The organism is Nitrospiria bacterium (assembly GCA_035517655.1).
Taxonomy (GTDB): Bacteria; Nitrospirota; Nitrospiria; order JACQBZ01; family JACQBZ01; genus JACQBZ01.
This window is the reverse complement of record DATIYJ010000018.1, coordinates 1-21,702: the sequence shown is the minus strand read 5'-3', so window position 1 is coordinate 21,702 and position 21,702 is coordinate 1. Positions and strand designations below refer to the sequence as shown.

The window sequence follows — 21,702 nt, the reverse complement described above, 5'->3', positions numbered from 1 at the left end:
GTCCATTGTTCAATGAGAGAGGTCCTATGGAATCCACAGATCTGATCGAAGAACGAATCAAAGGCCGATTGGCCGAGAAATTTCAGAAGAATGCTTCGGACATCCTGTCCGAATCGAGACTGGTCCAGGACCTCGGGCTGGACTCGCTGGACACTTTCGAACTCCTGTTTGAGTTGGAAAACGAGTTCAATATCGGGATTCCCACCGCGGACGCGTTGGCGTTTGTCCGGGTTCAGGACGTGGTTTCCTACATCCAGAACAAAACGAAGCCGGCGTAGCGGTTTTTTAATCGGATCGGGGTCCGGTTGTCCAAGCGGCCCTCCGAACCTTTCGAGACCTCTTTGAAAACTCGGCCTACAGTGTCCCAGCCGTCCGGCTCTCCCGCATCCGGGCTCGAGACCGATCAAAGCGTCGCTTCGCCGTGTTCGGCTCGCGAAACGGAATCGGACGGAGTCTATTTCAACCTTCTCGAGCCGGCGTCTCTCGTGGAGGCGTTTTTGAAGAATCCGCCGGTCGGATTCAGCCCGCTGGAAATCCGGTCGTCCGATCGCCGGACCCCGGCTTTCGTGACTTCCTTCGATCTTCTGACCACGCTGGACCCGCACGTCAAGAGGGTCGTCAAACCGATCCTGGATTTTGGGGGTCTGGGCCGCTTCCTGAAACCGCGGACCCTTTTTGTCGGAACGACCGTGTCCGAATATCTTCTTTATCCGTCGCGGAACGATTCCGGGGCCTGGATCTCGGATTGGCAGGAACAGGCCGCAGCGCAGGACGTTTCGTTCCTGATCCTGAAAGACCTCCCGTTGAACTCTCCGCTCTTGACGCCGGATGAAAATAAGAGGGCGGATGACGTCCGGAACCAATGTCGGCAAGCCGGGTTCCAAGTTCTGGCCGGACAGGCGCTGGCCTTTGTTCCGATCGAGTTCGCTTCGATCGACGAATACCTCCGTGGCTTGTCCCACTCCAGACGAAAAGATATCCGCCGGAAACTGCGGAAGCGGTCCGAAATCGAGGTGGTGGAGATTCCCCTCGGAGATCCCGTCTTTTCGGACGAGGCGTTTGTCCGCCGGCTCTACGATCTCTATTTGAACGTCTACCGACAGAGCGAGATTCATTTCGATCAACTGTCCCTCCCGTTTTTTGACGCGGTTCTTCGCCGCCCCGCGGGCGGGGGAATCGTTTTCGTCTACCGGCATCGGGGGAAGATGATCGGATTCAACCTCTGTTTCATTTATCGCAACAACCTGATCGACAAAACCATCGGGCTGGCCTATCCCGACGCGCGGGAATGGAACCTCTACTTTCTCAGCTGGATTTTTAATCTGGAGTACGCGATCCGGCACGGCCTGCGCTTCTACATCGCGGGATGGACCGATCCCGAGGTGAAGACGGCGCTGGGCGCGGGGTTGACCTTCACGCAGCACGCGGTTTATCCCAGGAGTCCGCTTCTCCGGGCCGGTCTGAGGAGGCTGCGGCGCTTTTTTGAAACGGATCGGAACTGGGCCGACCGGGGGCGCGACCGGTCCCGCCGCGGAGCTCCGGAGGGGACGTCATGACGCCGACGGCGACCCTGATCTGGTTGGGCAACATCCTGTTCGACACGGCCGGACATCTGTCGTTTAAAGCGGCCGCGACGGGGGGGGAGGAACGGAACGGGTTCAGGCGCTGGGCCGTCCTGTTAAGCGATCGATGGATCTGGATGGGCCTGGCCGCGTTCGTCGCGGAGTTCATGCTCTGGCTGGCGTTTCTTTCTCTCGTCCCGTTGTCGCAGGCGGTGCTGGTCGGCAGCGTCAATATTCTGGCGATCCTGTTGGGCGGGCGGCTCCTTTTCGGTGAGAGGCTGACCGGTCGCCGCATCGCAGGCTCGCTGCTGATCGCGGCGGGCGTGGTTTGGGTCGGGTGGGGTTAGAGGATGCGCCGGTTTTTTCTCACAGGGTTGATCATTTTGATGGTCTTCGATACCGCCGCCCAGATCGGGTTCAAGTTCGCGGCCGTGGCGGCCGCTCCCGCCGGCTTCGACGCCGGATGGCTGGGCCGCCTCCTCGTCGAGAAATGGATTTATCTCGCGGTCCTCGGTTATCTCGGCGCCTTCGCGACCTGGATGACGTTGCTCCGACATGCCCCGGTCGGCCCGGCCTTCGCCGCTTCCCATCTCGAGATCGTTTCGGTCTTGCTGTTTTCGGTCCTGGTTTTGGGAGAATCCCTTTCCGGGGCTCAGGCCCTCGGGAGTCTTCTGATCCTGTGCGGGATCGGGTTGCTGACGCCGCGGGGCGAGCGCGAGCGGAAGGAGAAGGTCGAGCCGCGGCGGTGGCGCGAACTGCCGCCCACGGCGGGCTTGCCGTTGCGATGGCGCGATTTTCTTCCGATGCGCGGCGCGGGGCTTGATTTTGAGACCGCCTTCGCCCGGTTCTTGAACGTTCCGGCCGTTCAGGTGGAATGCTCCGGCACCGCCTGTTTACTCATCGCGCTGGAAACCCTCAAGCGCCTCAGCACCCGACGCACGGTGGTCGTTCCGGCCTATACCTGTCCGCTGGTTCCGATGGCCGTCGCGCGCGCCGGGCTCCGGATCCGGCTCTGCGACACGCGCAAGGACCGGTTCGATCTTGACCCGGACGCCCTGTCGGCCGTTTGTGACTCCGACACCCTTTGCATTGTGCCGACCCATCTCGGGGGAGCGGCCGCGGATTTGGCTCCGACCCTGGAGATCGCGCGACGCGTCGGCGCCGCCGTCGTGGAAGACGCGGCGCAGTCGCTGGGCGCCGTCTGGCAGGGCCGGTTCGTCGGAACGATCGGGGAGATCGGGTTTTACAGTCTGGCCCGCGGCAAGGGGTTGACGTTGTACGAGGGGGGCGTTCTCGTGTCGCGCGACGCGTCGTTGCGAAGGGCGCTTGCGGAGACCGCCCGCGGACTCGTTCCGCCTCGGCCGCTTTTTGAATGGGTCCGCTTGACCCAGCTGATCGGGTATCGACTCGGATACCATCCGGCCGCCTTGCGGCTGACCTACGGGTTTCCGTTGCGTTACTGGCTGAAAAAGGGCGATCCCGCGCGTGCGGTGGGTGATACTTTTAATCGGGATATCCCCCTGCACCGAATGGGCGCTTGGCGCAAGCGGATCGGAGCGGCGGCCTTGCAACGGTTTCCGGTGGCCGTGTTGGAGAACGCGGAGCGGGGCCGTCGGCGGGCCAAGCGCCTGGAGAATGTTCCGGCGTTAAGGGTCATCAACGATTCACCCCCGGACGGCGGGACCTGGCCGTTCCTGACGGTTTTATTCGAGACGAACGAAGCCTGTGATCTCGCGCTCTCCCGTCTCTGGACTTCCGGGTTGGGCGTGACCCGTCTCTTTATTCACGATCTGACCGGCTACCCCGATCTACGGGGGATCGTGTCCGCAGGGCCGATGCCCAACGCATCCTCCTTGGCGGAGCGCTGTCTGACGATCACGAACAGCGCCTGGCTTTCGGAAAACGAGTTCTCGCGGATCTGTAATATCCTTGCGGACGCGACGTCTAATCCGGCCGCAGGATCGAAATTAATTTCTCATTGAGGGTCCGGTGGCGATGCTGGTGTTGATCGAGATCAGCAGGCGATGGAGGAGACTGGCCGTCCAGTCGGCTCAGAACCCTTTTCCAGGGCTGGGGATAACGGTAGAACGAGATTTCGCCGGTGACGTCGGCGGCCAGAAGGCGAGGTTTTAGAAACCGCACGGCCTCGAAGAGGTTCTCCTCCGTCAGGATCCCCTGGTCCCAATTGGTCCGGACGATCCGGGGCGAGAGAACATCTTTGTCGATGGATAGATAGACGGGATCGCAGTCGACGTTCAAGATGTCCGTCCGGATCCGTTCCGAAAGCCGGTTTTGCCCGTCCCGGAAATCCTTGATCCCGGAAAGGCCGAGTCGGCGGGCCAGCATCGGGACGGGTGAAAAGCAGAAGTAGAAAAGCTTCCCGGCGTAAAGCGGGCGGAGATGGTTTTCGAACAGGTGAAATCCCCGGATGTCGTCGGACGTGATTCCGACGACGGTCACCCGGGAGACGAACGGCAGCCGGCAGACATGATGCACCCAGGATCCGCAATGAATGCCCCAGGGAAAGCGCATATTGTCGGGATGGTTGTCGAAAACGACGACCTGGAACGGTCCCATGGAATGCAGCCGCCGGATCATCAGATAACTGACGTGATGGAAATCGCCGCTTCCCAGGAAGGCCAGCCGGGGTCCCTCGTCCATTTGTGCGTTCAAGACGGTTTCGAGTCGTTCGATGTCGGCGAGGGAGCAGCCGTAACGAATCACCCGTTGCCAGTCGTTCAGAGGAACGGTGCTGACGCCGGCGAGCGACAGGACGGACCGGTCAAAATCGAGAATGAGAGGCTCTTTCATCTTCCATCGGACGGCCTTGCGGCGCGTGTTGAAACAGCCTATCTGAAATAAAGCGGGGAGTCAAATTGTTGAGAAGGAAGGGCGGGATTTTAATTTTTATCCTCAGCGGGGCGATGATGCTGCCGAGAGAGCTGCAGGGGGCCCCGAATCCTTATTTCGGGTTTCCTCAGGAAAATAGTCCGGCCCGGTCGGACCCGCGCGACGACTCCTCGAATCTGCAAACCGTCCTGCTGGGCGGGGAATGGATCGAGAGCCGAAAGGCGGGGCATTCGCAGCGCTTGGGGCTTCTTTCGTGGGAAAAGGATTTTATACTGAAGACGCCCCGACTCACCTTTGTGAACGCCTCGGTGGACTCGGATGGCGGCCGGTTGACCTTGGAGTCGCCTGCGTCGGTGAGCCCTTATATCGCCTTCATCGCGGAATATCCTTTCTTCTATCAACCCTCGGAACAAAGCGGCCGGCTCACCGAGACCCGGTTTCGGGGCCTGGGAACGGGAGCGGGGATCCTGAAAAGAAGCCCGGTCGCGGATGCCCGTCTGGGCGTCGAATGGGTTTCGGGAAAACTGGACGGCGACGTTAAGGAGACGGGTCGGAAAACGACGGAGTTGCTCCAGCTGGAGCGGGACCGAACCCAGCGGACGAAATGGGATGAACCGACCTCCGGTACCCGGCTGTTTTTTTCCTTTTCCGCCCTCCAATTTAATGGATTCGCGTCGGAGCCGGAGAAAACGGTCGCGACCGTCCAGGGCGTGGAAGAATGGTATCACCCGGTCTCGCCATCGACCACGTTCGGGTTGGCGGCGCGCGAAGGCGCGGATTCCCGTTCGGCCCGGTTCTGGTCCACGACCCTCGGATCCCTTCAGGAGGACGACTTCAACATTCCTCTGCCGGGCTACCTTTATCAGCAGTTCGCCGTGAAGGGATTTATCGACGGGGAGGCGGGGCTTGCCTTCCGGCCGACGCCGGATTGGAGTTTTCATGTGGGATATGACGCCGCCGGTGGATGGAGCCCGCACCTGTACGGTGCGGTGACGGGCGGGGTGACCCATCTCCTTTTTAACAAACTGCCGCTGAACCTTCAGGGAGCGTGGGGCCTCTCCCCTTCGGGCGCGATGGAAGTTCTGGGCGGAACGGCGCTTCAATGGTAACGCAACTCCTCCCGGTCCGGGTGAATCGTACCGTGGCTTCTCAAACGATCGCGGACGCGGATTCGAACGCCGCGATCTCAAGAGGCGAACGGGGCTTGATCGCGGCGTTTTTTACGATGACGTTGTTCTGGCGCGTCGTCTACGTCTTCCGCTATCGCTTCAACTCGGACGAACCCCAGCACCTGCACGTGGCCTGGGGCTGGACGCGGGGCCTCCTTCAATACCGAGACGTTTTCGATAATCACACGCCGCTTTTTCATCTTCTCTTCGCGCCGCTCGTGGGCGTTTTGGGCGAGAGGCCCGATGTCCTGCTCTGGATGCGACTGGCCATGATCCCGTTGGCCGTTCTGTCGCTTTGGGCCACGTACCGGATCGGTCTCAAGCTCTTTAGCCGCCGGACCGGACTCTGGGCCGCGGTGTTCACCGGACTGCTTCCCGGTTTTTTTATTTACACGGTCCAGTTTCGAACCGATGTTCTTTGGGCCACGCTCTGGCTCCTGGCCTTGGACGTTCTGCTTCAAGGGCCGCCGACCTCCTCGCGAAGCTTTTTCGGCGGCCTTTTGTTGGGCGCCGCGTTGAGCGTCTCGATGAAAACAATCCTGTTGCTGGCCGCGCTCGGCGTCGCGCTTTTGTCAACGAGAGCGCTCGCTCCCAACGTCCGGCGGGATACCCGGGACCCCGGCCCGGGCCGATTGGCCGCGGCGGCCTTGGCGGGATTCGTGCTGGTTCCCCTGGGGTTGGCGCTGTTTTTTGCCGTCCAAGACGCCGGCGCGGCATTCTTTTATGGTGCGGTGGTCCACAACCTCGTTTCGGGCCTGGGGTCCCGGCCCGCGAATTCCGGTCGAGTCCTTCTCTTAGTCTTCATGCTGCCGCCGCTGGGATGGGCGGCGCGGACGATCGCGCACCGGGCTCCCGATCCCGCCATCGGGGCCCGGCGTGCGGTTGTCTTTCTCGCGGCCGGGTTGTACTTCTTGGCGGTGCACACCTTCTGGCCGGTCTTTTCGGCCCAGGACCATCTCCCGTTTTATCCGCTTCTTGTTGTCCTTCTGACGCCGTCGTTCTTGGCCGTCGCCGGCTTCCGGAAAGCTCAAGAGGGAAGGACGGGTCCGGCACGTCCGTGGCTCGACGCGGCGGCGCCCGCGGCGGTCGCTGTTGCGGAGCTGGTATTTTTGTTGGCGGCCGTTCCGGTGTGGCGGGACGGGACGCGCGATGAAGTGGGTCTGCTCACGGACGTCCTTCGATTGACCCGAGCCGAGGATCCCGTCCTCGACCTGAAAGGCGAGACGGTGTTTCGTTCCCGTCCGTTCTATTATGCGCTGGAGAGCGTCACCCAGGCGCGGCTCCGGCAGGGACTTATTGTCGATGACATTCCCGAGCGGCTGATCGCCACCCGCACCTGCGTGACGATCGCGGACGTCGGTCTCTTCCCGGTCCGCGGCCGCGCTTTCCTTGAAGAAAATTATCTGCCCGTGGGCCGCTTGCGCGTGGCCGGGCGGCTTCTGGCCTCTCATATCGATGGAACCGGTCCCATCGCATTTGAAATCGAAATTCCGGCTCGGTATTCCATGATCAGCGACGCCGGCGCCGCGGCGGGCGGGCTGGACGGCCGTCCCTACGAAGGCGCGAGGTTCCTCGATCGGGGGCATCACGAATTTCGGCCATCGGCCGGAACCGGGCGGCTGGCCGTGGTATGGGCCCAAGCGGTGGAGCGGGGCTACCTTCCTTTCCCGGTCCAAAAGAGGTCGCTATGACGACGGTTTTAAATTTCAACGGCCGGGACCGGGTGATGGTCCTTGCGCCTCACCCCGACGATGAAACCCTGGCCGCGGGCGGGCTCCTTCAGATCGCCATCGCCGCGGGCGCGCCGGTCCGCGTGATTTTTGTGACCGACGGGGAGAACAATCCCTGGCCGCAACGGGCCCTGGAGCGCCGCTGGCGGATCGGGCCCGATGAACGGATCCGTTGGGGCCGGCGTCGGCGGGCCGAGGTCCGCTCGGCGTTTGCCGTCCTCGGCGTTCCGGAGGACAACGCGGTCTTTTTGGGATACCCCGATCAGGGCTTAACCCCCCTTTTGATGAGCGGCCGGAACGATCTTGTGACCGCGCTGACCCGGGAGATCGAAGCCTGGCGTCCGACGAAGCTGGCGATCCCTTCGGAGCTCGACGGCCATCCGGACCACAGCGCGTTCGCGGTGCTGGCGTCCTTTGCGCTGGCCCGTTTGACGCCGGATCGGTCCGGGTTGATGCCGATCCGCTATCTGATTCATTGTCCCCGTTCGCGGCCGCCCGAGCGGAGCGGCTTTTTGCTTCCGGTGGCCCCTTCCGTCCGGGCGAGAAAGCGCGAGGCGATTCTCCGCTACGCGAGTCAGTTGTTGTTGAGCCGTCGGAGGTTCCTCTCCTACGCGGCGGACCACGAACGATTCATGGCCGCGGCCGATCCGATCGATCGGGACGATGCCCATCCGGTGCGGTTTGCGGCGGTGGAGAACAAGACGCTGCGCCTAAAGTGGGCGATGCGGATGCGTCCGACCTTGCGGGGCCGTGCGGTCCTTTACCTGGCCGGGGACGACCCCTCCGGCCGCGCGCTCCGGCTTTCGATCGCGCTGCCCCGACGACCGGCCGGGGTCGCCGACGTGCGCGACGGCGTCTCCGGGGCCGTGATCGCCTGCGCCCGGCTCTACGGCAACCGGAGGCGGGGCGAGGTCCTGCTCCCGCTTTCCCTCTTTCCTCCCGTTCAAAAAATGTTCGTCAAGCTGGAATCCCGACCCGGGTTCTTCGATGAGGCCGGATGGCGCGAGGTCCCGATTCACCGCCCGCGGGGCGGGGTTGTCTCCGAACCGTCCGTCCGTGGCGGGGCGATCCAATGCCGGCCGGTGATCTGCTGCGTGATCCCCTGCTACAACGTCGCCGCGCTGTGCGAAGCGGTGGTGCGCGAAGCCGCCGCTCACGCCGATCACGTGATCGCGGTGGATGACGGTTCAACCGATGGAACCGGTGAAGTCCTGCATCGAATTCAGGCCGAGGGCGGCGGGCGGGTCCGGGTGGTTTCTTTTCCGGTCAATCGGGGCAAGGGCGGCGCGCTTCTCGAGGCGTTCCGCCTCGCAATCTCGGAATGGCCGTTCGATCTGCTGGTCACGGTCGACGGCGACGGTCAACATCGTCCGGCCGACATTCCCCGTCTCGTGCGCGCGTGGAAAGAAAAAGGCGCGTCGTTGGTGATCGGGGAACGGGTCCAATTCGGGGCGATGCCTCTCCGGAGCCGCATCGGCAACACGCTGACGAGTGCGCTGCTGCGCCGGCTCTACCCCGAAAGCCCGCTGGACACCCAATCCGGTTTGCGCGCACTGGATCGGAACTTTGTGCGGGAGGTAGTGCAGTCTGTTCAGGGGCGGCGCTACGAGACGGAGATGAAGATTCTCCTGCTGGCGTTGGGACATCATCGGAGAATCGGCACCGTTCCGATCCAGACGGTTTATCTAAACGGCAACCGCTCCTCCCATTTCCGGCCGGTTCTGGATTCGTTGCGGATTTATTGGGTGCTTTTCAACGGGCGACGGCCCGTTCCGGAAAGCGATCCCTGTTCGGAGAAGGCCCTTTAGAGATCGTCCACGATAATCTATTGCCTTTTTTCATGTTCGGCCATATGATGGACGGCGGGGTCGACAGTATCCGTTCGAACCGCGTTGACGAATTAAAGGTCTTTGAGTGGACGCAAACATCGCTTCCCGCGAAAAACAGATCTTCTTCCATGTCGGGCTGGCCAAAACCGCGACGACGTGGCTTCAGCACAAGGTGTTCCCCAATTTCCGCGGCATTTATTACGTGAAGAATACGCGCTATCACCGTTATGCCGAGATCATCGACCGATCCGACCATCTGAAGTACCTCGTGTCGCGCGAGTTCGACAGGCAGCTGGAGAGGGAGGTGAGCCGTTTTGCAGCCCGCTATCCGCACGCGCGCACGATGATCGTGCTGCGCCGGCACGATTCCTGGATTGCTTCGCAGTATCGCCGTCGCGTCAAAAACGGGTTCGGCCTGCCCTTCGAAGCCTTCCTCGACCTTGAACGGGACAAAGGTTACTGGAAGCAGAGCGATCTCTATTTTTTTCCGAAGCTGCGTATTCTGGAAAAATATTTTTCCGAAAAACCGCTGGTTCTGTTTTATGAGGACCTGAAATCCGACGCCGTGGCCTTCGTGGACAAGATGGCCCGGTTCTGCAGCGCGGACTACGACCGGAACCAAATTTCCCTGAGTCCCTTCCACACCTCCTACGCCGACAAACAACTCCGGGTGCTTCGAAGCGTCAGCCGCTATTTGTTCTCGCCGGTGCAGCAATTTTCCGGGCCGAGAGTCTGGCGCTGGGTCCAGAAGCGGTCGCGCTCGCTGCTTGTCTATTCGATCCTCTACCCCGCGGTGTTGCTGCCCGACGCCTGGCTGCCGAAGGACGACCTGATTCCCAAAGAGCAATTGGAAAAAATCCGGCAACGGTACGCCGACGACTGGCAACAATGCCGCGAATACGCCGAGCGCCAGAATGCCGTTTCAGTTCCGGATCCCGCACCGAGTCGGCGTTAAAATTCCCAGACCATGATCAATCCGCCCGGGACGGGCCGGATGGGCGAGTTGGAAGGCGGATTCCGTTGCCGGTCGGCCTCCCAATAGCCGATCGGGCCGCCGTTGGATATGCCAGCTCGATTTTAATGCTTGAAGCCCCGATTCCTAAAATTCGGTGTCGGGTCTTTTACGCTGATGTCACGGCTGTCGCAGGCAGTCCCGTGGAAGGAATTGAAAGCCACCGCTCGATGGGTTTTATCCTCGGCGCTCAATGCCCATGTTTAGCCGCTTTATGCGAAAAGATCAAGATGCACAACCCAATGAGCACGAGAAGCCCTGCCGATGCTGCGTAGCGGCTTAACGCCAAGCCGCCCTCACTGACGGGTTTGTCCAGGAAGTCGCCGACCACGGCTCCAAGGGGTCTCGTAAGGATGAAGGCCGCCCAGAAAAGCATCGTGCGGGATAGGGTCGTTCGATAGTATGCTGCTGCAAGGATGGCCAGCATTGCGCTAAACACCAACGCGCCGCCATTGTATCCAAGGCCGTCGGCATCCGCGGTCCAGTCGCCAAGCGCAGTGCCCAAGGTCTGAGAAAACATGATGGTGACCCAGTAGAACATTTCGGATTTCGGAGTGCTTACGGTATTCACGGCGACCGAACCAAGAGCGCGATACCAAATGAACAGTGACGCCATCAGAAGGGCGAACAAAATGGTTGTTCCGCCCGCATATCCGATGCCCAGCGAACGATCCGCGAAGTCCGCCAAGGTCGTTCCAACCGTTGTCGTTGCCACAATGGTCGTCCAGTACACGACCGGATGAAATCGCTTCGCGGAGACCTGGACGATGACCGCAGCGATGAAGATCACCGCAAAAATTCCAGTGCTCACGATATAGCCGAGATTCATCGACATGGACACGGCATCCCCGCCGGTCTCGCCCAGGGTCGTGGCCAGGACCTTGATGATCCAGAAGATCAGAGTGACCTCCGGTACTTTGCCGAAGATCTCTTCCTTGACCATGTTCATTTTTTCTTCATTGCGGCCCATCATTTCCTCCATTTCAGCCATCAGACCGGCGGCGATCAGAGCAAGACAGCCGAACGGCCCCGCGTTAAAATTCCAAGACCATGATCAGTCCGCCCGGCACGGGCCAGATGTGCAGGTTGGAAGGCGGATTCCATTGCCGGTCGGCCACCCGAAAGATGCTGTGATCCACCAGACGATAGGCCCCGGGCGCGTCGACTACAAACTCGACGATGACCGCGCCGCCGGACGGAACCGTCGTCGTTTGGACCTTATAATTTATCGCTCCGTTCAGGGAGCCGTCGATATAGACTTTGTCAAAAATCTCACCGATGACGCCGTGATCGTATCCTCCCCCGCGGCGGTGCGGATTATCGGAGTGAAGGAGAAAGAGGAAAAGAAGATCGCTGCAAGGGTGAAAAGACAGGCGTTGCGGCTCATGGGGTCCTCCTGTGCTGTTCGGTGAGACGGCGTTCTTGTCCCGGCGGGGCCGGCGTGACGAGCTTCGATGGTACGCTTCCGGGACGAGGATGGTCAAGGCGGGGGAAGGCCGGGCGGATTCCTTGTTTTTCTCAGGTACTGTTCGTAGAGTTGGTTCACCCGGCGGTCTCGGACATAGTCGTGGTTTCGGAAACCCCCGCCGAAGACGCGCGGGATGTGGAGGAGCTCGTGGATCAGGGTTTTGGTCCGCTCGTCTTCGGAGAGACGGTTGTAGTTTTCCGAGACGAGCTCGATCACGTAATGGGCTGGGAGACTCAACCCGGTCTGAAGGGCTTTGGGCAAACCGTGGCAGCGGGCCAGAATCCGGCGGCTTTTGGTCCCCCGGCTTCGGATCGCCCGGACGCGCCCGGGTTGGATGTGGTCCATCTCAAGCGACCGGACGATCTGCGCGATCTCCTCGTCGATATCCGGTGCCGGGTGATATTCCAACGCCACCCCTCCTGATTGTGATGGACTATACCCAAGGATTTCAAAAAAGGCAAGGCGGTGTCCTCCGCACGGGTCAATGGCCGGTTTGAAGAAAGGGGATCCGGAGGAGAAGCAAATAGCCGTTCAACGCCAGGAAGCCGCCGAACGAGGCGAGGACCAGGCTGAAATGAAAGATCACCGGCGTGTCGGCCAGGATCGAGATCGAGGCCATGACGATCGCGATCTGAAGCAGCACTTCGGCGAAATCGAAATACGGGTCCTTGGTGCGGTTCACGTCGCGTTCATGTTCCAGGGCCTTCGCCTCTTTTTCGATCTCCTGCTTCTCGGACTGGTAGCGCTTCTCCTCGTCCGTGACCTGCGCCAGGAGCGCCTCGGTTTTCTTCCGCGCCTCGGGCGGCATCTTGGCGCCGCGCTCGGCCAACTCCAGGTCGAGCTGCAGCCGATGCGTCCGTGTCTGGTGTTCCTTGATCGACTTCGCCTGGTAGAAAGCCCACTGATCCGAAGACTGTTGCTGGGCCAAGAGCATCTCCTTGGTGGCGTTGTTTCCGCCGAGACCGGCGATGGCCAGGATTACGGCGAAGATCGAGGTCGTGAGCGCCACCCGCCGCTCGAAGGATCGGGTTTTGAATTGCTCCAGCTCTTCCAGTTTCGGCACTTCGAGTTCGGCCATGCCTTATGTTCCGCCTCCTAAGGGGAGGCACTATACCCAACCGCTCGAAAAAAGGCAAGGGTCTATGGTACAATGATCCTCGGTGCTTTGATCAAGAATGTCAAGGCCGAATCGGATTCTTCCCGTCCGCCTTTTGCCGCCTCTTGAGATCCGTCACCGATTTATCTTATACTTAAAAAATCTTTATACATTGCTCAGAAAGTAAACAGAATGTCTTCGGAATCAATCTTAATTCGTGAGAAAGGGGTCGTCAAAACTCGTACGGACCTTTGGGATTGGATCCTCAGAGGCGCCATCTTTTTGAGTCTCGCCGGACTCAGCTACAGCCTTCTCTCAAGCCACCTCTTCCGTCCTTTGTTCCACGAATCCGTGTCCAACCAATGGGCCCGGTTTATCGAGCGGCCGGGCTTCTTATGGATTATCATGGGGACCTCGTTATTGGCTTTTCGGACCTTTCTGTGGTTCCGCTACCGGCCCTTTGCATCCGCCTCCATGGCCGAAGCCCCTTCGCTGACCGTCATCATCCCGGCCTATAACGAGGGGGCGATGGTCGAGAAGACCGTCGGTTCCGTGGCGGCGGCGCTCTATCCGCGAGAGCGGTTGGAGATTCTTGTCGTGGATGACGGAAGCCGGGACGATACCTGGAAATATATCGAGCGCGCCGCTCAACGACATCCGGACTTGGTCACGCCGATACGGTTCCAGCGGAATCAAGGCAAGCGCGCCGCATTGGCGGAGGGTTTTCGGCGGGCTCGCGGGGAAATCGTCGTCACCGTGGATTCCGACAGCGTGATCGACAGCGGTTCACTCCTGGCGCTGGCCGGGCCTTTTCGCTACTCGAACGTGGGCGCCGTGGGCGGGAAAGTGGAGGTCTACAATCGGCGACAGGGGTTGATTCCGCGGATGTTGCAGGTTCGGTACGTCTTGGCCTTCGACTTTTTGCGTGCGACGCAGTCCACCTACCGCACGGTTTACTGTTGCCCCGGCGCGTTGACCGCGTATCGGATCGCGGTGGTGCGCCGGGTGCTGCTCCCGTGGGAGCGACAGACCTTCCTGGGCGCCCAATGCACCTACGGCGAGGATCGCGCGCTGACGAATTTCATCCTGTCGTGCGGGTATGACACCGTCTACCAGCGGACGGCGGTGGTCCGCACCGTGGTTCCGGATCGGTATGCGAAGCTGTGTAAAATGTATATCCGTTGGGACCGGAGCTACATCCGTGAAGATCTGCGTTTTTTGCGCATCGTCTGGACCCGGCCCGTTGGACCCCGCCTGATCGCGATCCTGGACCGCTTCGTCACCAATCTGCGGTATCCCGTAAGCTATGCGGCCCTGACGCTGATGGTCGTGCTGTCGGTCAGCGATCCGTGGACGATCCCGCGGGTTCTGATCGCGATCGGATTGATGTCCGGGTTTTACATGCTGTTCTATTTGCAGAGCGAGCGGTCCTGGAACTGTCTCTTCGGCGTGCTTTACGCCTACTACTCGTTCTTGACGCTGCTCTGGATCTTTCCGTACGCTTTGCTGACGATCCGGTCGCGCTCCTGGATGACGCGTTGACCGGATCGCGGACGGCGCGCGATGAGGGTTAGGGGAGCGGATGGCCGGAAATAACGTAATCGCAGAGTTGGATGAAATCCGAAATGAGGCGGTCCATATTGATTGAAACACCGGCGGCCTGTCTCCCCTCGATTTCCAGCTCGGCGACGTATTCGCCGTTGAGGTCGGAATCCTGGCTGAGGTTGTATCCCTTCATCGGATGGAAGTGATGGACGATGCCATGCCGGTAGGTATTGTAGAATTTTTGAGCCCCAAGTTTTTTGGACAGGACGGGAAAATGCTTTTCCAGGATTTTCAGGTAATCCCGTTTGTGGGCCGTGAAACTTTTGTCGCCGGCGGCGAAGGCGTCGATGCCGCACACGATGATGCAGAGGACGGCGACGTACCGGCCGTCCTTGTGGCAGATCTCGACGGATTTTTTCAATTCGTCGGCAAGAATCCGACGATCGCCCAGGTCCACGAATTCCTGTTTAGGGACTTTTTTGGCCATGGTCATGGGAATGGCTAATCGAACAATACCCCTATGGTAAACCTCTCCAGCCCCTCTGTCAAGAGGAGTTCCCTTGACTGCGTCAAGGGTTCGGCCCAGCCTAAACGATCCATCGAGGGAGGATTTTCAGGGTTTCCAAAGCCGGAGGTGTGGTCATGGATGAACGCATGCCAAATTTTTTAACCCGGAATGACTTCACGCGCCGGGAATTTGTCGTCACGGCGCTGGCCGCCGGCTTTGCCATGGCGGTGCGCCCGGTCTCGACCCAGACAATCGCGACCGACGCCGTGGGGTTGTCGGCCGGCGAGGTGAAGATTCCGGTCGCCGACGGCGAGATCCCGGCCTACCGGGCGATGCCGGCTGAGGGCGGACCTTTTCCGGTCGTGCTGGTGGTCCAGGAGATCTACGGCGTCCACGAGCATATCCGGGATATTTGCCGTCGCTTCGGAAAAAGGGGTTATCTGGCCGTGGCGCCTGAACTGTACGCGAGGCAGGGAGACGTTTCGAAAATACCCGACGTCCAGGAAATCCTTGCCCAGGTGGTTTCGAAGGTGCCGGATGCGCAGGTGATGGCCGATCTGGACGCGGCTGCGGACTGGGCCGGGGAATCCGGCAAGGGAGATCTTCGGCGGCTTGGAATCACCGGCTTCTGTTGGGGCGGGCGGATTGTCTGGCTTTACGCGGCGCACAGTTCGCGGCTAAAAGCGGGCGTCGCCTGGTATGGACGGCTGGTGGGTCAGCCGACCGGTCTCACGCCCCAATATCCGATCGATCTTGTCGGAAAACTGAAAGCCCCCGTGCTCGGACTGTACGGCGGGGCCGATGCGGCCATTCCGATCGAAACGATCGAGCGAATGCGAAAGACCCTTCAGGCGGCCGGCAGCCCTTCCCGGATCATCGTTTACCCCGATGCGCCACACGGTTTCCACGCCGACTACCGTCCCAGCTACCGCAAAGAAGCGGCGCAGGACGGATGGGAGCGACTGCTGGAATGGTTCAAAAAATACGGGGTCGCGTAACGGCCGCCGCTCTGAACGTCATTGGGTCACGACCCCGGTCCATTTCTTCATGCCGCCTGCAAGATTGTAGACATCGTTATACCCATTCCGGACAAGGAGCTTGCCCAGTTCATCGCCCATCGGCCCGCCGTGGCAAACGAACACGATGCGGTCGTTGGGGGAAAGTTCCTTCAAGACGCGTGTTTTGGCGTCGTCATACGGGATGTTGATCGCTCCTTTGATGTGGCCGGCCGAAAACAGTTCCGCCTCCCTCACGTCGACGATCACCATGGATTTGCCGTCGGCCATCATGGCCTCAAGCTCCGGACCGCCGATCGTCTTCAGGCGCGCCGCCGTGGACGGTGAAGCCGTGAGGACCGTCCCGATCAGAACCCATAACCCCGTCAGTAACAGCTTTTTCATGAAATCACCTCTTTGTGTTTGATTTCGCGAACCGAATGAGGCGTTCGTTATTGAATGCCGCCCCAACACTTCACCGTTCCGTTCCGGAGGATGACGCAGGTGAACCGATCGCCGGCGGCGACCGCCATGGCGGGGGGTATTCCGGTGACGGTCAGCGGCTTGAGCGAGCCGGTCTTCGGACCGGTTCCGAGCTCGCCGTTGGTGTTGCTTCCCCAACACACGACCTGTCCGCCTTTCAGCAGCGCGCAGGTATGAAAGTGCCCCGCCGACACGCTCGCCGCGTGCGCGATGCCGTCGATGAGCACCGGTTTGGCCGAATCGGTCGTCGAGCCGCTTCCAAGCTGCCCGGTCGCGTTGCCGCCCCAGCAGGCGATTTGACCGTTCCTCAAAACCGCGCAGGTATGGTTTTCACCCGCCGCGACCGAGCGGGCCGGCGGGAGTCCGGCGACGGTAACCGGCCGCGACGTCGTGTCCTTCACGGCGATTCCCAATTCACCGGAAAAATTGCCCCCCCAGCACTGGACCGCGCCGTTTGTCGTCACGGTGCAGCTATGCGAGCCGCCCGCCGACAGGGCGACGGCATGATCGACTCCGCGGACCTCCACCGGAACCTCCGACTGGGGTTCCGAGGTGCCGCCGAGCTGTCCGGATTTGTTAAATCCCCAGCAATAGACGCGGCCGCTCACAATCAGGGCACAACTGTGGAAGGAACCCGATGCGACATACGTGGCATGGGTAATTTCGGGCACGGGGACGGGTTCGGCTGAGCTTGGGAGGTCGCTCGCGAGCTGACCAAAACGGTTGCTTCCCCAACACTGGACGGTACCGTCTCGGAGTCGAGCGCAGGTGTGGACATCCCCGCCCGCGACGACGGTTGCGGACGCAATGCCGATCACCTCGACCGGTGTCTCGGTGGGCGCATCGACCTGAACTCCGTTGCCGAGTTGCCCCATGATGTTGCTTCCCCAGCAGGTGACCTGGCCGCTGGAGAGGATGCCGCAAACGTGATGACTTCCCGCGGCCAGGGAGATAAACCTGGGTGCTTTCGGATGCGGGTTTTCATCGCGGGCCTTTGAACTTCGGCCGGGGCTGTTGATCGTGGCGGTCAATATCAGGGCCAGCGCCGTCGCCGTCGTCACCGTGAGTCGCGAGCACCGGTCCGCCGCATACGAGGTCTTTTTCGGGCCGCTCAACAATTTCATAAAGAAAGCTGCTCTGGATGGACGTGTCCGGCCGGCTAACGGTCATTGACCGCGAAAAACCCGCCTATGCTAATTGTAAAGGAGGAACAAGGAAGGTGTCAATCGATGGGTGACGTGCCGTCAGTCCGGACCGAGAGAATGGCGGATCGTTATTCCGGATTTTGGTTCTGGCACTGGAGGAAGGCGGCCACCACGCGGGGATCAAATTGAGTTCCCGCTCCGTCTTGGATTTCCTGGAGGGCCTCCGCTTTGCTGAGGGCATGGCGGTACGGCCGACCGGTCGTCATGGCGGCATAGGCGTTCACCACGGAGACGATGCGGGAGCCGATGGGAATCGTCTCCCCTTTCAATCCTTCAGGGTAACCGGTCCCATCCCAATGTTCGTAGAGATGTCGGATCTGAGGGGCGACAAATTTACTGAACTTCAGCCCCTTAATCAGTTGGCTGAACCTGAAGTTTTTGATCATCTCCGCGCCTTTCGTGGGATGACCGCGAAGAATGGCCATCTCCTTGGCGGTCGGTTTCTCCCGCTTGTTCAGGATATATTCGGGTAACACGTTCTTTCCGATCTCGTGAAGAACGATGGCATATTTGATCCATCCCTGCTGCTCTTCATCCAGGTTGAGTCGGCGGGATACATCCAGTCCACAGGCGATCATCGCGTCACGATAATCGCCCAATTTGAAGTCCTTCTTGGATATGTTGTCGATCAGCGATTCGATCTGCTTGAATTGGCCGTTGATCTTCCGGCGATCCCGCACTCTCTGGGCCATCGTCTTTTCCAGCCCGTCGCCGAGCCGTTTCGCGATGGCCTGGGCCAGCGTGATATCTTCTTGAACAAAACCCGCCACCCGACGGCTGCAGAGATGGAGTAATCCGATCACTTCTCCCGGAACGGGAATGGGTACATACACGTCGGAGCGGATTCCATGACTGAGCAGATAGAGATCCAGGGCGGAGGTCCGGCTTTCGGTTTCGAGGTTGGCCCGATGAAGGATGCGGTCGTATTGGAGTTCGGCCGCGCCGTTGAGGTAATCGAATGGAATGGTGCCCTTTCCGTAGACCAGATCGCTGAGGTCTCCCAGGTTCCCCATCACGTAAAATCCTCCGGCGGGTTTGTCGCGGAGAAGGACGGAGACCCAATCGCACGCGATGACGCGCGGGATCATCCCGATGACGGCCCCGATCATCTGCTCCGGCTGATCGATCGAGGCGATGGCCCCTTCGATGTCGCTGAGCACCGATTCCGTTTCGGTCTGGCGTTCAAGTTTCAGCAGGCGTTGGGTGGTGGTCTGCTGCCTTTGAATGTTGTCCAGGCTGATTCCGATGAACAACCCCAAGCCATTCATGGCGGCGATTTCGGTTTCCGAAAATTCATGGGGGTTGTTTCCATAATCCACCAGCAGGACTCCCAGAATTCTTCCCTTATTGGCAAACGGAACGGCCATGAGGGAATAAATCTCGAACCGTTCGACGAAGTCCTTAGGCAGGAACGTGAAAGGGCTTTCGAACGGTTCGATTCTTCCGTCAGCGGTGAAAACTTTTCCATGGGTGGGAGTCTTCCAGCAGTTCTCAATCGCCAGCGTGCTGCCTTTGGACAGGAGTTCGGTCAAAACGGGCAGGTCCATTCCGCGAAGTCTGGAAGCCCCGAAGGCCGCGATGAGAGAAGCTTTCATTCCCAACGAATGAACAGGGATGAAGCTGGCGGAGGCTTCTTCCCATAGAAAGGCCGCGCTGCGCTGAAACCCGAAACAGTCCAATGGGATCTGACAGGCGCGCTTGACCACCTCCTCCGGTGGGAGATGGGTGTCCATTAACTGAACCGTTTTCAGGATGAAAAGCAGAGCTTGCGTATCGTCTTTGGTTCGGTCATCCGCCCCGTTCTGCTTTTGCGGAGGCGCCTCGACCGATCGGCCGGTTCCGCTGCTTTGTATCGGCGGCCCGGGCGATTCACTCTCTTGCAGGACTAATTTTTTATCCAGGGATTCTCGGGACGCAAATTCCTGCCGACTGGACATCAACTGCTTCGTCAAATCCAGAACGTGACCTCGAAGGGCCTGATTCGTTATGATAAGATCGTCGATCCGTCGCTCGGCTCGTTTGAGGTTTGCCTCCAGCAGCGCGGCGTTCGACGAGGCCATCTTTTCAACGCCGAGTTGTGCCGTCATGTTTTTAAATGTTACCTCCAACGCCTGCTGTTTTCGTCTATAGCCGTCGACCTGATCTTGAAGGCTCCTGTACTGTTCCGAGAGCGCCAAGAGCGAGGCCATGAGTTGCTTGACTTGGGTGGTGGGTTGCCCTTGGGTGGGCGGGATGGGCTTGCCGTGGAGAGTGGCCTCCACCATTTGAGAAATCCAGTGGAATTGTACGAGAAGGTCCCGGATCACATCATAGTCAGGCATGGTCTATTCTCAGGATGATTAATGTTCGTTCTACCGGAAGACCGAGACTCGCAAGGGCTTATCAAACCCTTAAGATTTTGAATCTACACGCTAAATTGAGTATAGCACAAAGATATCCGCCGCCTAGGGGCTGCCAAATACCGCCTGGCGGCACCTCATCCAAATTCTCTTATTCTATCAGAGAGTTAATGCGTTTCGCGGTGAACGCTTTTTGTCGGGAATCGGTTTCTAGAACCTTGAATTAAATGATCCTTTGCGGGCTCCCTGGAATTGCGGCCGATCTCTACTGCGGCGCTTTCGACTGAAAATGGGATTTCAAATGATTTTTCTGGATTTCATGAAGGCGATGAAATGATCCAGCAAATCAGGATCCAGTCCCGTTCCCCGACTTTCCTGCATCAACTCAAAGATCTTTTCCGGGGGCAGGGCATCTCGATAAGGACGGTTGCTTCGCATGGCGTCGAACTGGTCCGAAATGGACGTGAACCGGCTGGCGACATGCGGGGTCCTTTTTTGTTTCATCGAGGGATACCCGGTTCCGTCATACTTCAGATGATGCTCATACGCGACGATGGCCGCGATGGGAGGGATCTCCGGATATTGAAGCAACACGACGGCCCCATGAACCGGATGCTTTTTCATTTCTTCAAATTCCTCGGGGCTCAGCTTTCCCTGTTTGTTTAAAACGTCGATGGGAACCTGCGTTTTTCCCACATCGTGCAGGAGTGCCCCGACGCCAAAGGCATGAACGGCTTCCTTGGGGAATCCCATGGATTCCGCCTGGGCCATGGTCAGGATCGCCAGATTGATGGCATGGACGTAGGTGTATTCATCGTACGATTTAAGATCGGCCAGCGGGATGAAGGATTGATGATTTTCGAAAAGGCCCTTTTCCAGGACGTGCATGATTTTAACCACCAGATTCACCAAGGCTTCCTGCGTTGTGTTCCAATCCGTATAGATATCCCGGATCAGTTTGGCTTCGTCCACAAAACGCGTTTTTTTTGAGGCGGTTTTGGAAACGGAAAAACCCAGGTCTTGGATGATGGAAGGAACGACCGGTTTGGTTCCTTCCACGGAGGATAACTCCCGGATCTCGATATGGGGAGAATGAAAGGCGGGTTTTCGAGAGGATTCCTGTTTTGAGGATTCCTGTTTTGAAGTCAAAAGACTGTTCAGGAAGGGCCCGAATTCATTCCAAGTCAGTCCTTGTCGCAGGATAAACGCGTCGACCTGTCTTTCGCGGAGGAATTTAGCGATATCGCCGGTGTTTCGTTGGGCGTTCGGCAGGAGTCGGTCGTCGACGAATATCTGATCTTCGATAAAAACAAAAACGCGCTCCGGACGCTCCGAGAAAAGGAGGGAGAGCGCGGTTTGGAGCGTTGAAACATCCACGAGAATTTGGGGGTGGTTCTCCGGATACAACGCACGGTCCCACAAAAATTTGGACAAGGCCCTGAGAAATTTTTCTTCCGGACTGGAAGGGACGATTTCCTGGAAGCGCGGAGTCTTGCGGGGACCGTCCGGTGAAGTCGGATCCGGTTTTTTGGGCGAATCTTGATCAGGCATCGGTCCTTTTTTCCCGTTGAATTTCGCGGATGGTGTCGTTGACGGCTTTATAGAGGGCGCGAGTCCGGTTCCACTGCCAGAAACGGAGCATCAGCTGGCGTCGCAGTTTCGCAAGGACGGGGATTAATTCCTTGGCCCCCGATTTTCGGATGATCGCCAGGACCGTCATGAGGTGCCCGTCGATTTTCGACCGGCTCGTGTATGTTAATCGGGCCGTGATCATTTCCATCGATCTTGGATCCCGATGGGAAATCATCATGGAAACGGCTTTACGGAACACCGCCGGGTCCTGATCCCGCAGCGCGGTCGAGAGGGCCTGATAAAAAGAGTCGGTGCCCTTTCCCAACGTTTCTATCGCTT

General features: G+C 59.4%; 20 protein-coding genes and 1 pseudogene. 10 read left to right on the top strand and 11 right to left on the bottom strand.

Going from position 1 to position 21,702, the window contains the following annotated elements; genetic code table 11:
• The first annotated feature begins 26 nt into the window (after window positions 1–26).
• The 4 genes from acpP to VLY20_03800 all read left to right on the top strand — a co-directional run bounded on the left by acpP (window position 27) and on the right by VLY20_03800 (window position 3,544).
• Entirely contained in the window at window positions 27–278 is a 252-nt protein-coding gene (acpP, locus tag VLY20_03815; GenBank protein ID HUK55763.1) for an acyl carrier protein, read from the top strand.
• Window positions 279–359: 81 nt separating this feature from the next.
• Window positions 360–1,556 carry a GNAT family N-acetyltransferase gene (locus VLY20_03810; GenBank protein HUK55762.1) on the top strand — a complete coding sequence of 399 codons (1,197 nt, stop codon included), beginning with the start codon at window positions 360–362 and terminating at the stop codon, window positions 1,554–1,556.
• Complete coding sequence (locus VLY20_03805; GenBank protein HUK55761.1) at window positions 1,553–1,909, top strand: EamA family transporter; 357 nt, start codon at window positions 1,553–1,555, stop codon at window positions 1,907–1,909. The genes VLY20_03810 and VLY20_03805 overlap by 4 nt, the downstream gene beginning before the upstream one ends.
• Window positions 1,910–1,912: 3 nt before the next feature.
• Window positions 1,913–3,544: a DegT/DnrJ/EryC1/StrS family aminotransferase gene (locus VLY20_03800; protein HUK55760.1), complete on the top strand. Its 1,632-nt coding sequence runs from the start codon at window positions 1,913–1,915 to the stop codon at window positions 3,542–3,544.
• Here the strand turns inward: VLY20_03800 and VLY20_03795 are convergent.
• Entirely contained in the window at window positions 3,507–4,373 is an 867-nt protein-coding gene (locus VLY20_03795) for a hypothetical protein (GenBank protein ID HUK55759.1), read from the bottom strand. The genes VLY20_03800 and VLY20_03795 overlap by 38 nt on opposite strands.
• Before the next feature lie 68 nt (window positions 4,374–4,441).
• On the opposite strand from VLY20_03795, the gene VLY20_03790 reads away from it, so the two are divergent.
• The 4 genes from VLY20_03790 to VLY20_03775 all read left to right on the top strand — a co-directional run bounded on the left by VLY20_03790 (window position 4,442) and on the right by VLY20_03775 (window position 10,095).
• Window positions 4,442–5,521, top strand: a complete 1,080-nt coding sequence (locus VLY20_03790; GenBank protein HUK55758.1) for a hypothetical protein — start codon at window positions 4,442–4,444, stop codon at window positions 5,519–5,521.
• Complete coding sequence (locus VLY20_03785; GenBank protein ID HUK55757.1) at window positions 5,515–7,272, top strand: glycosyltransferase family 39 protein; 1,758 nt, start codon at window positions 5,515–5,517, stop codon at window positions 7,270–7,272. Before VLY20_03790 ends, VLY20_03785 begins: the two co-directional genes overlap by 7 nt.
• On the top strand, window positions 7,269–9,119 hold the full coding sequence (locus VLY20_03780; protein HUK55756.1) for a glycosyltransferase: 1,851 nt from the start codon (window positions 7,269–7,271) through the stop codon (window positions 9,117–9,119). The genes VLY20_03785 and VLY20_03780 overlap by 4 nt, the downstream gene beginning before the upstream one ends.
• 106 nt (window positions 9,120–9,225) lie before the next feature.
• A complete protein-coding gene (locus VLY20_03775) occupies window positions 9,226–10,095 on the top strand; it encodes a hypothetical protein (protein ID HUK55755.1) in 870 nt (289 codons plus the stop codon).
• A gap of 247 nt (window positions 10,096–10,342) precedes the next feature.
• Here VLY20_03775 and VLY20_03770 read toward each other — a convergent pair whose 3' ends face one another.
• From VLY20_03770 to VLY20_03755, 4 genes and pseudogenes are all read right to left on the bottom strand, one after another.
• Window positions 10,343–11,125, bottom strand: a complete 783-nt coding sequence (locus VLY20_03770; GenBank protein ID HUK55754.1) for a hypothetical protein — start codon at window positions 11,123–11,125, stop codon at window positions 10,343–10,345.
• A 61-nt stretch (window positions 11,126–11,186) separates the two neighbouring features.
• A pseudogene (locus tag VLY20_03765) lies at window positions 11,187–11,435 on the bottom strand (hypothetical protein).
• 197 nt (window positions 11,436–11,632) lie between these two features.
• Complete coding sequence (locus VLY20_03760; protein ID HUK55753.1) at window positions 11,633–12,028, bottom strand: putative metallopeptidase; 396 nt, start codon at window positions 12,026–12,028, stop codon at window positions 11,633–11,635.
• A gap of 73 nt (window positions 12,029–12,101) precedes the next feature.
• Window positions 12,102–12,698: a DUF4337 domain-containing protein gene (locus VLY20_03755; GenBank protein HUK55752.1), complete on the bottom strand. Its 597-nt coding sequence runs from the start codon at window positions 12,696–12,698 to the stop codon at window positions 12,102–12,104.
• Between the two features lie 210 nt (window positions 12,699–12,908).
• Between VLY20_03755 and VLY20_03750 the strand changes: the two genes are divergently transcribed.
• Window positions 12,909–14,258 carry a glycosyltransferase gene (locus VLY20_03750; protein HUK55751.1) on the top strand — a complete coding sequence of 450 codons (1,350 nt, stop codon included), beginning with the start codon at window positions 12,909–12,911 and terminating at the stop codon, window positions 14,256–14,258.
• A gap of 28 nt (window positions 14,259–14,286) precedes the next feature.
• On the opposite strand, the gene VLY20_03745 is transcribed toward VLY20_03750, so the two are convergent.
• Window positions 14,287–14,748 (bottom strand): hypothetical protein, encoded by a 462-nt coding sequence (locus tag VLY20_03745; GenBank protein HUK55750.1) that lies wholly within the window; start codon window positions 14,746–14,748, stop codon window positions 14,287–14,289.
• Between the two features lie 155 nt (window positions 14,749–14,903).
• Here VLY20_03745 and VLY20_03740 point away from each other — a divergent pair, with 155 nt between their 5' ends.
• Window positions 14,904–15,767, top strand: a complete 864-nt coding sequence (locus VLY20_03740) for a dienelactone hydrolase family protein (GenBank protein ID HUK55749.1) — start codon at window positions 14,904–14,906, stop codon at window positions 15,765–15,767.
• Between the two features lie 18 nt (window positions 15,768–15,785).
• Here the strand turns inward: VLY20_03740 and VLY20_03735 are convergent, their stop codons facing one another.
• From VLY20_03735 to VLY20_03715, 5 genes are all read right to left on the bottom strand, one after another.
• Window positions 15,786–16,169, bottom strand: a complete 384-nt coding sequence (locus VLY20_03735) for a rhodanese-like domain-containing protein (protein HUK55748.1) — start codon at window positions 16,167–16,169, stop codon at window positions 15,786–15,788.
• A 47-nt stretch (window positions 16,170–16,216) separates the two neighbouring features.
• Window positions 16,217–17,371 (bottom strand): hypothetical protein, encoded by a 1,155-nt coding sequence (locus VLY20_03730; protein ID HUK55747.1) that lies wholly within the window; start codon window positions 17,369–17,371, stop codon window positions 16,217–16,219.
• 149 nt (window positions 17,372–17,520) lie between these two features.
• Complete coding sequence (locus VLY20_03725) at window positions 17,521–19,773, bottom strand: HD domain-containing phosphohydrolase (GenBank protein ID HUK55746.1); 2,253 nt, start codon at window positions 19,771–19,773, stop codon at window positions 17,521–17,523.
• A gap of 315 nt (window positions 19,774–20,088) precedes the next feature.
• On the bottom strand, window positions 20,089–21,342 hold the full coding sequence (locus VLY20_03720; protein ID HUK55745.1) for an HD domain-containing phosphohydrolase: 1,254 nt from the start codon (window positions 21,340–21,342) through the stop codon (window positions 20,089–20,091).
• Window positions 21,335–21,702, bottom strand: a 368-nt coding sequence (locus VLY20_03715) for a hypothetical protein (GenBank protein HUK55744.1), incomplete at its 5' end; no start/stop codon positions are given. The genes VLY20_03720 and VLY20_03715, both read right to left, overlap by 8 nt.

Bases quoted from the DNA above. Each gene is read 5' to 3' on its own strand.
- acpP (HUK55763.1), top strand. From the start codon at position 27: ATGGAATCCACAGATCTGATCGAAGAACGAATCAAAGGCCGATTGGCC.
- VLY20_03805 (HUK55761.1), top strand. From the start codon at position 1,553: ATGACGCCGACGGCGACCCTGATCTGGTTGGGCAACATCCTGTTCGAC.
- VLY20_03800 (HUK55760.1), top strand. From the start codon at position 1,913: ATGCGCCGGTTTTTTCTCACAGGGTTGATCATTTTGATGGTCTTCGAT.
- VLY20_03795 (HUK55759.1), bottom strand. From the start codon at position 4,373: ATGAAAGAGCCTCTCATTCTCGATTTTGACCGGTCCGTCCTGTCGCTC.
- VLY20_03785 (HUK55757.1), top strand. From the start codon at position 5,515: ATGGTAACGCAACTCCTCCCGGTCCGGGTGAATCGTACCGTGGCTTCT.
- VLY20_03780 (HUK55756.1), top strand. From the start codon at position 7,269: ATGACGACGGTTTTAAATTTCAACGGCCGGGACCGGGTGATGGTCCTT.
- VLY20_03770 (HUK55754.1), bottom strand. From the start codon at position 11,125: ATGATGGGCCGCAATGAAGAAAAAATGAACATGGTCAAGGAAGAGATC.
- VLY20_03755 (HUK55752.1), bottom strand. From the start codon at position 12,698: ATGGCCGAACTCGAAGTGCCGAAACTGGAAGAGCTGGAGCAATTCAAA.
- VLY20_03750 (HUK55751.1), top strand. From the start codon at position 12,909: ATGTCTTCGGAATCAATCTTAATTCGTGAGAAAGGGGTCGTCAAAACT.
- VLY20_03745 (HUK55750.1), bottom strand. From the start codon at position 14,748: ATGGCCAAAAAAGTCCCTAAACAGGAATTCGTGGACCTGGGCGATCGT.
- VLY20_03740 (HUK55749.1), top strand. From the start codon at position 14,904: ATGGATGAACGCATGCCAAATTTTTTAACCCGGAATGACTTCACGCGC.
- VLY20_03735 (HUK55748.1), bottom strand. From the start codon at position 16,169: ATGAAAAAGCTGTTACTGACGGGGTTATGGGTTCTGATCGGGACGGTC.
- VLY20_03730 (HUK55747.1), bottom strand. From the start codon at position 17,371: ATGAAATTGTTGAGCGGCCCGAAAAAGACCTCGTATGCGGCGGACCGG.
- VLY20_03725 (HUK55746.1), bottom strand. From the start codon at position 19,773: ATGCCTGACTATGATGTGATCCGGGACCTTCTCGTACAATTCCACTGG.
- VLY20_03720 (HUK55745.1), bottom strand. From the start codon at position 21,342: ATGCCTGATCAAGATTCGCCCAAAAAACCGGATCCGACTTCACCGGAC.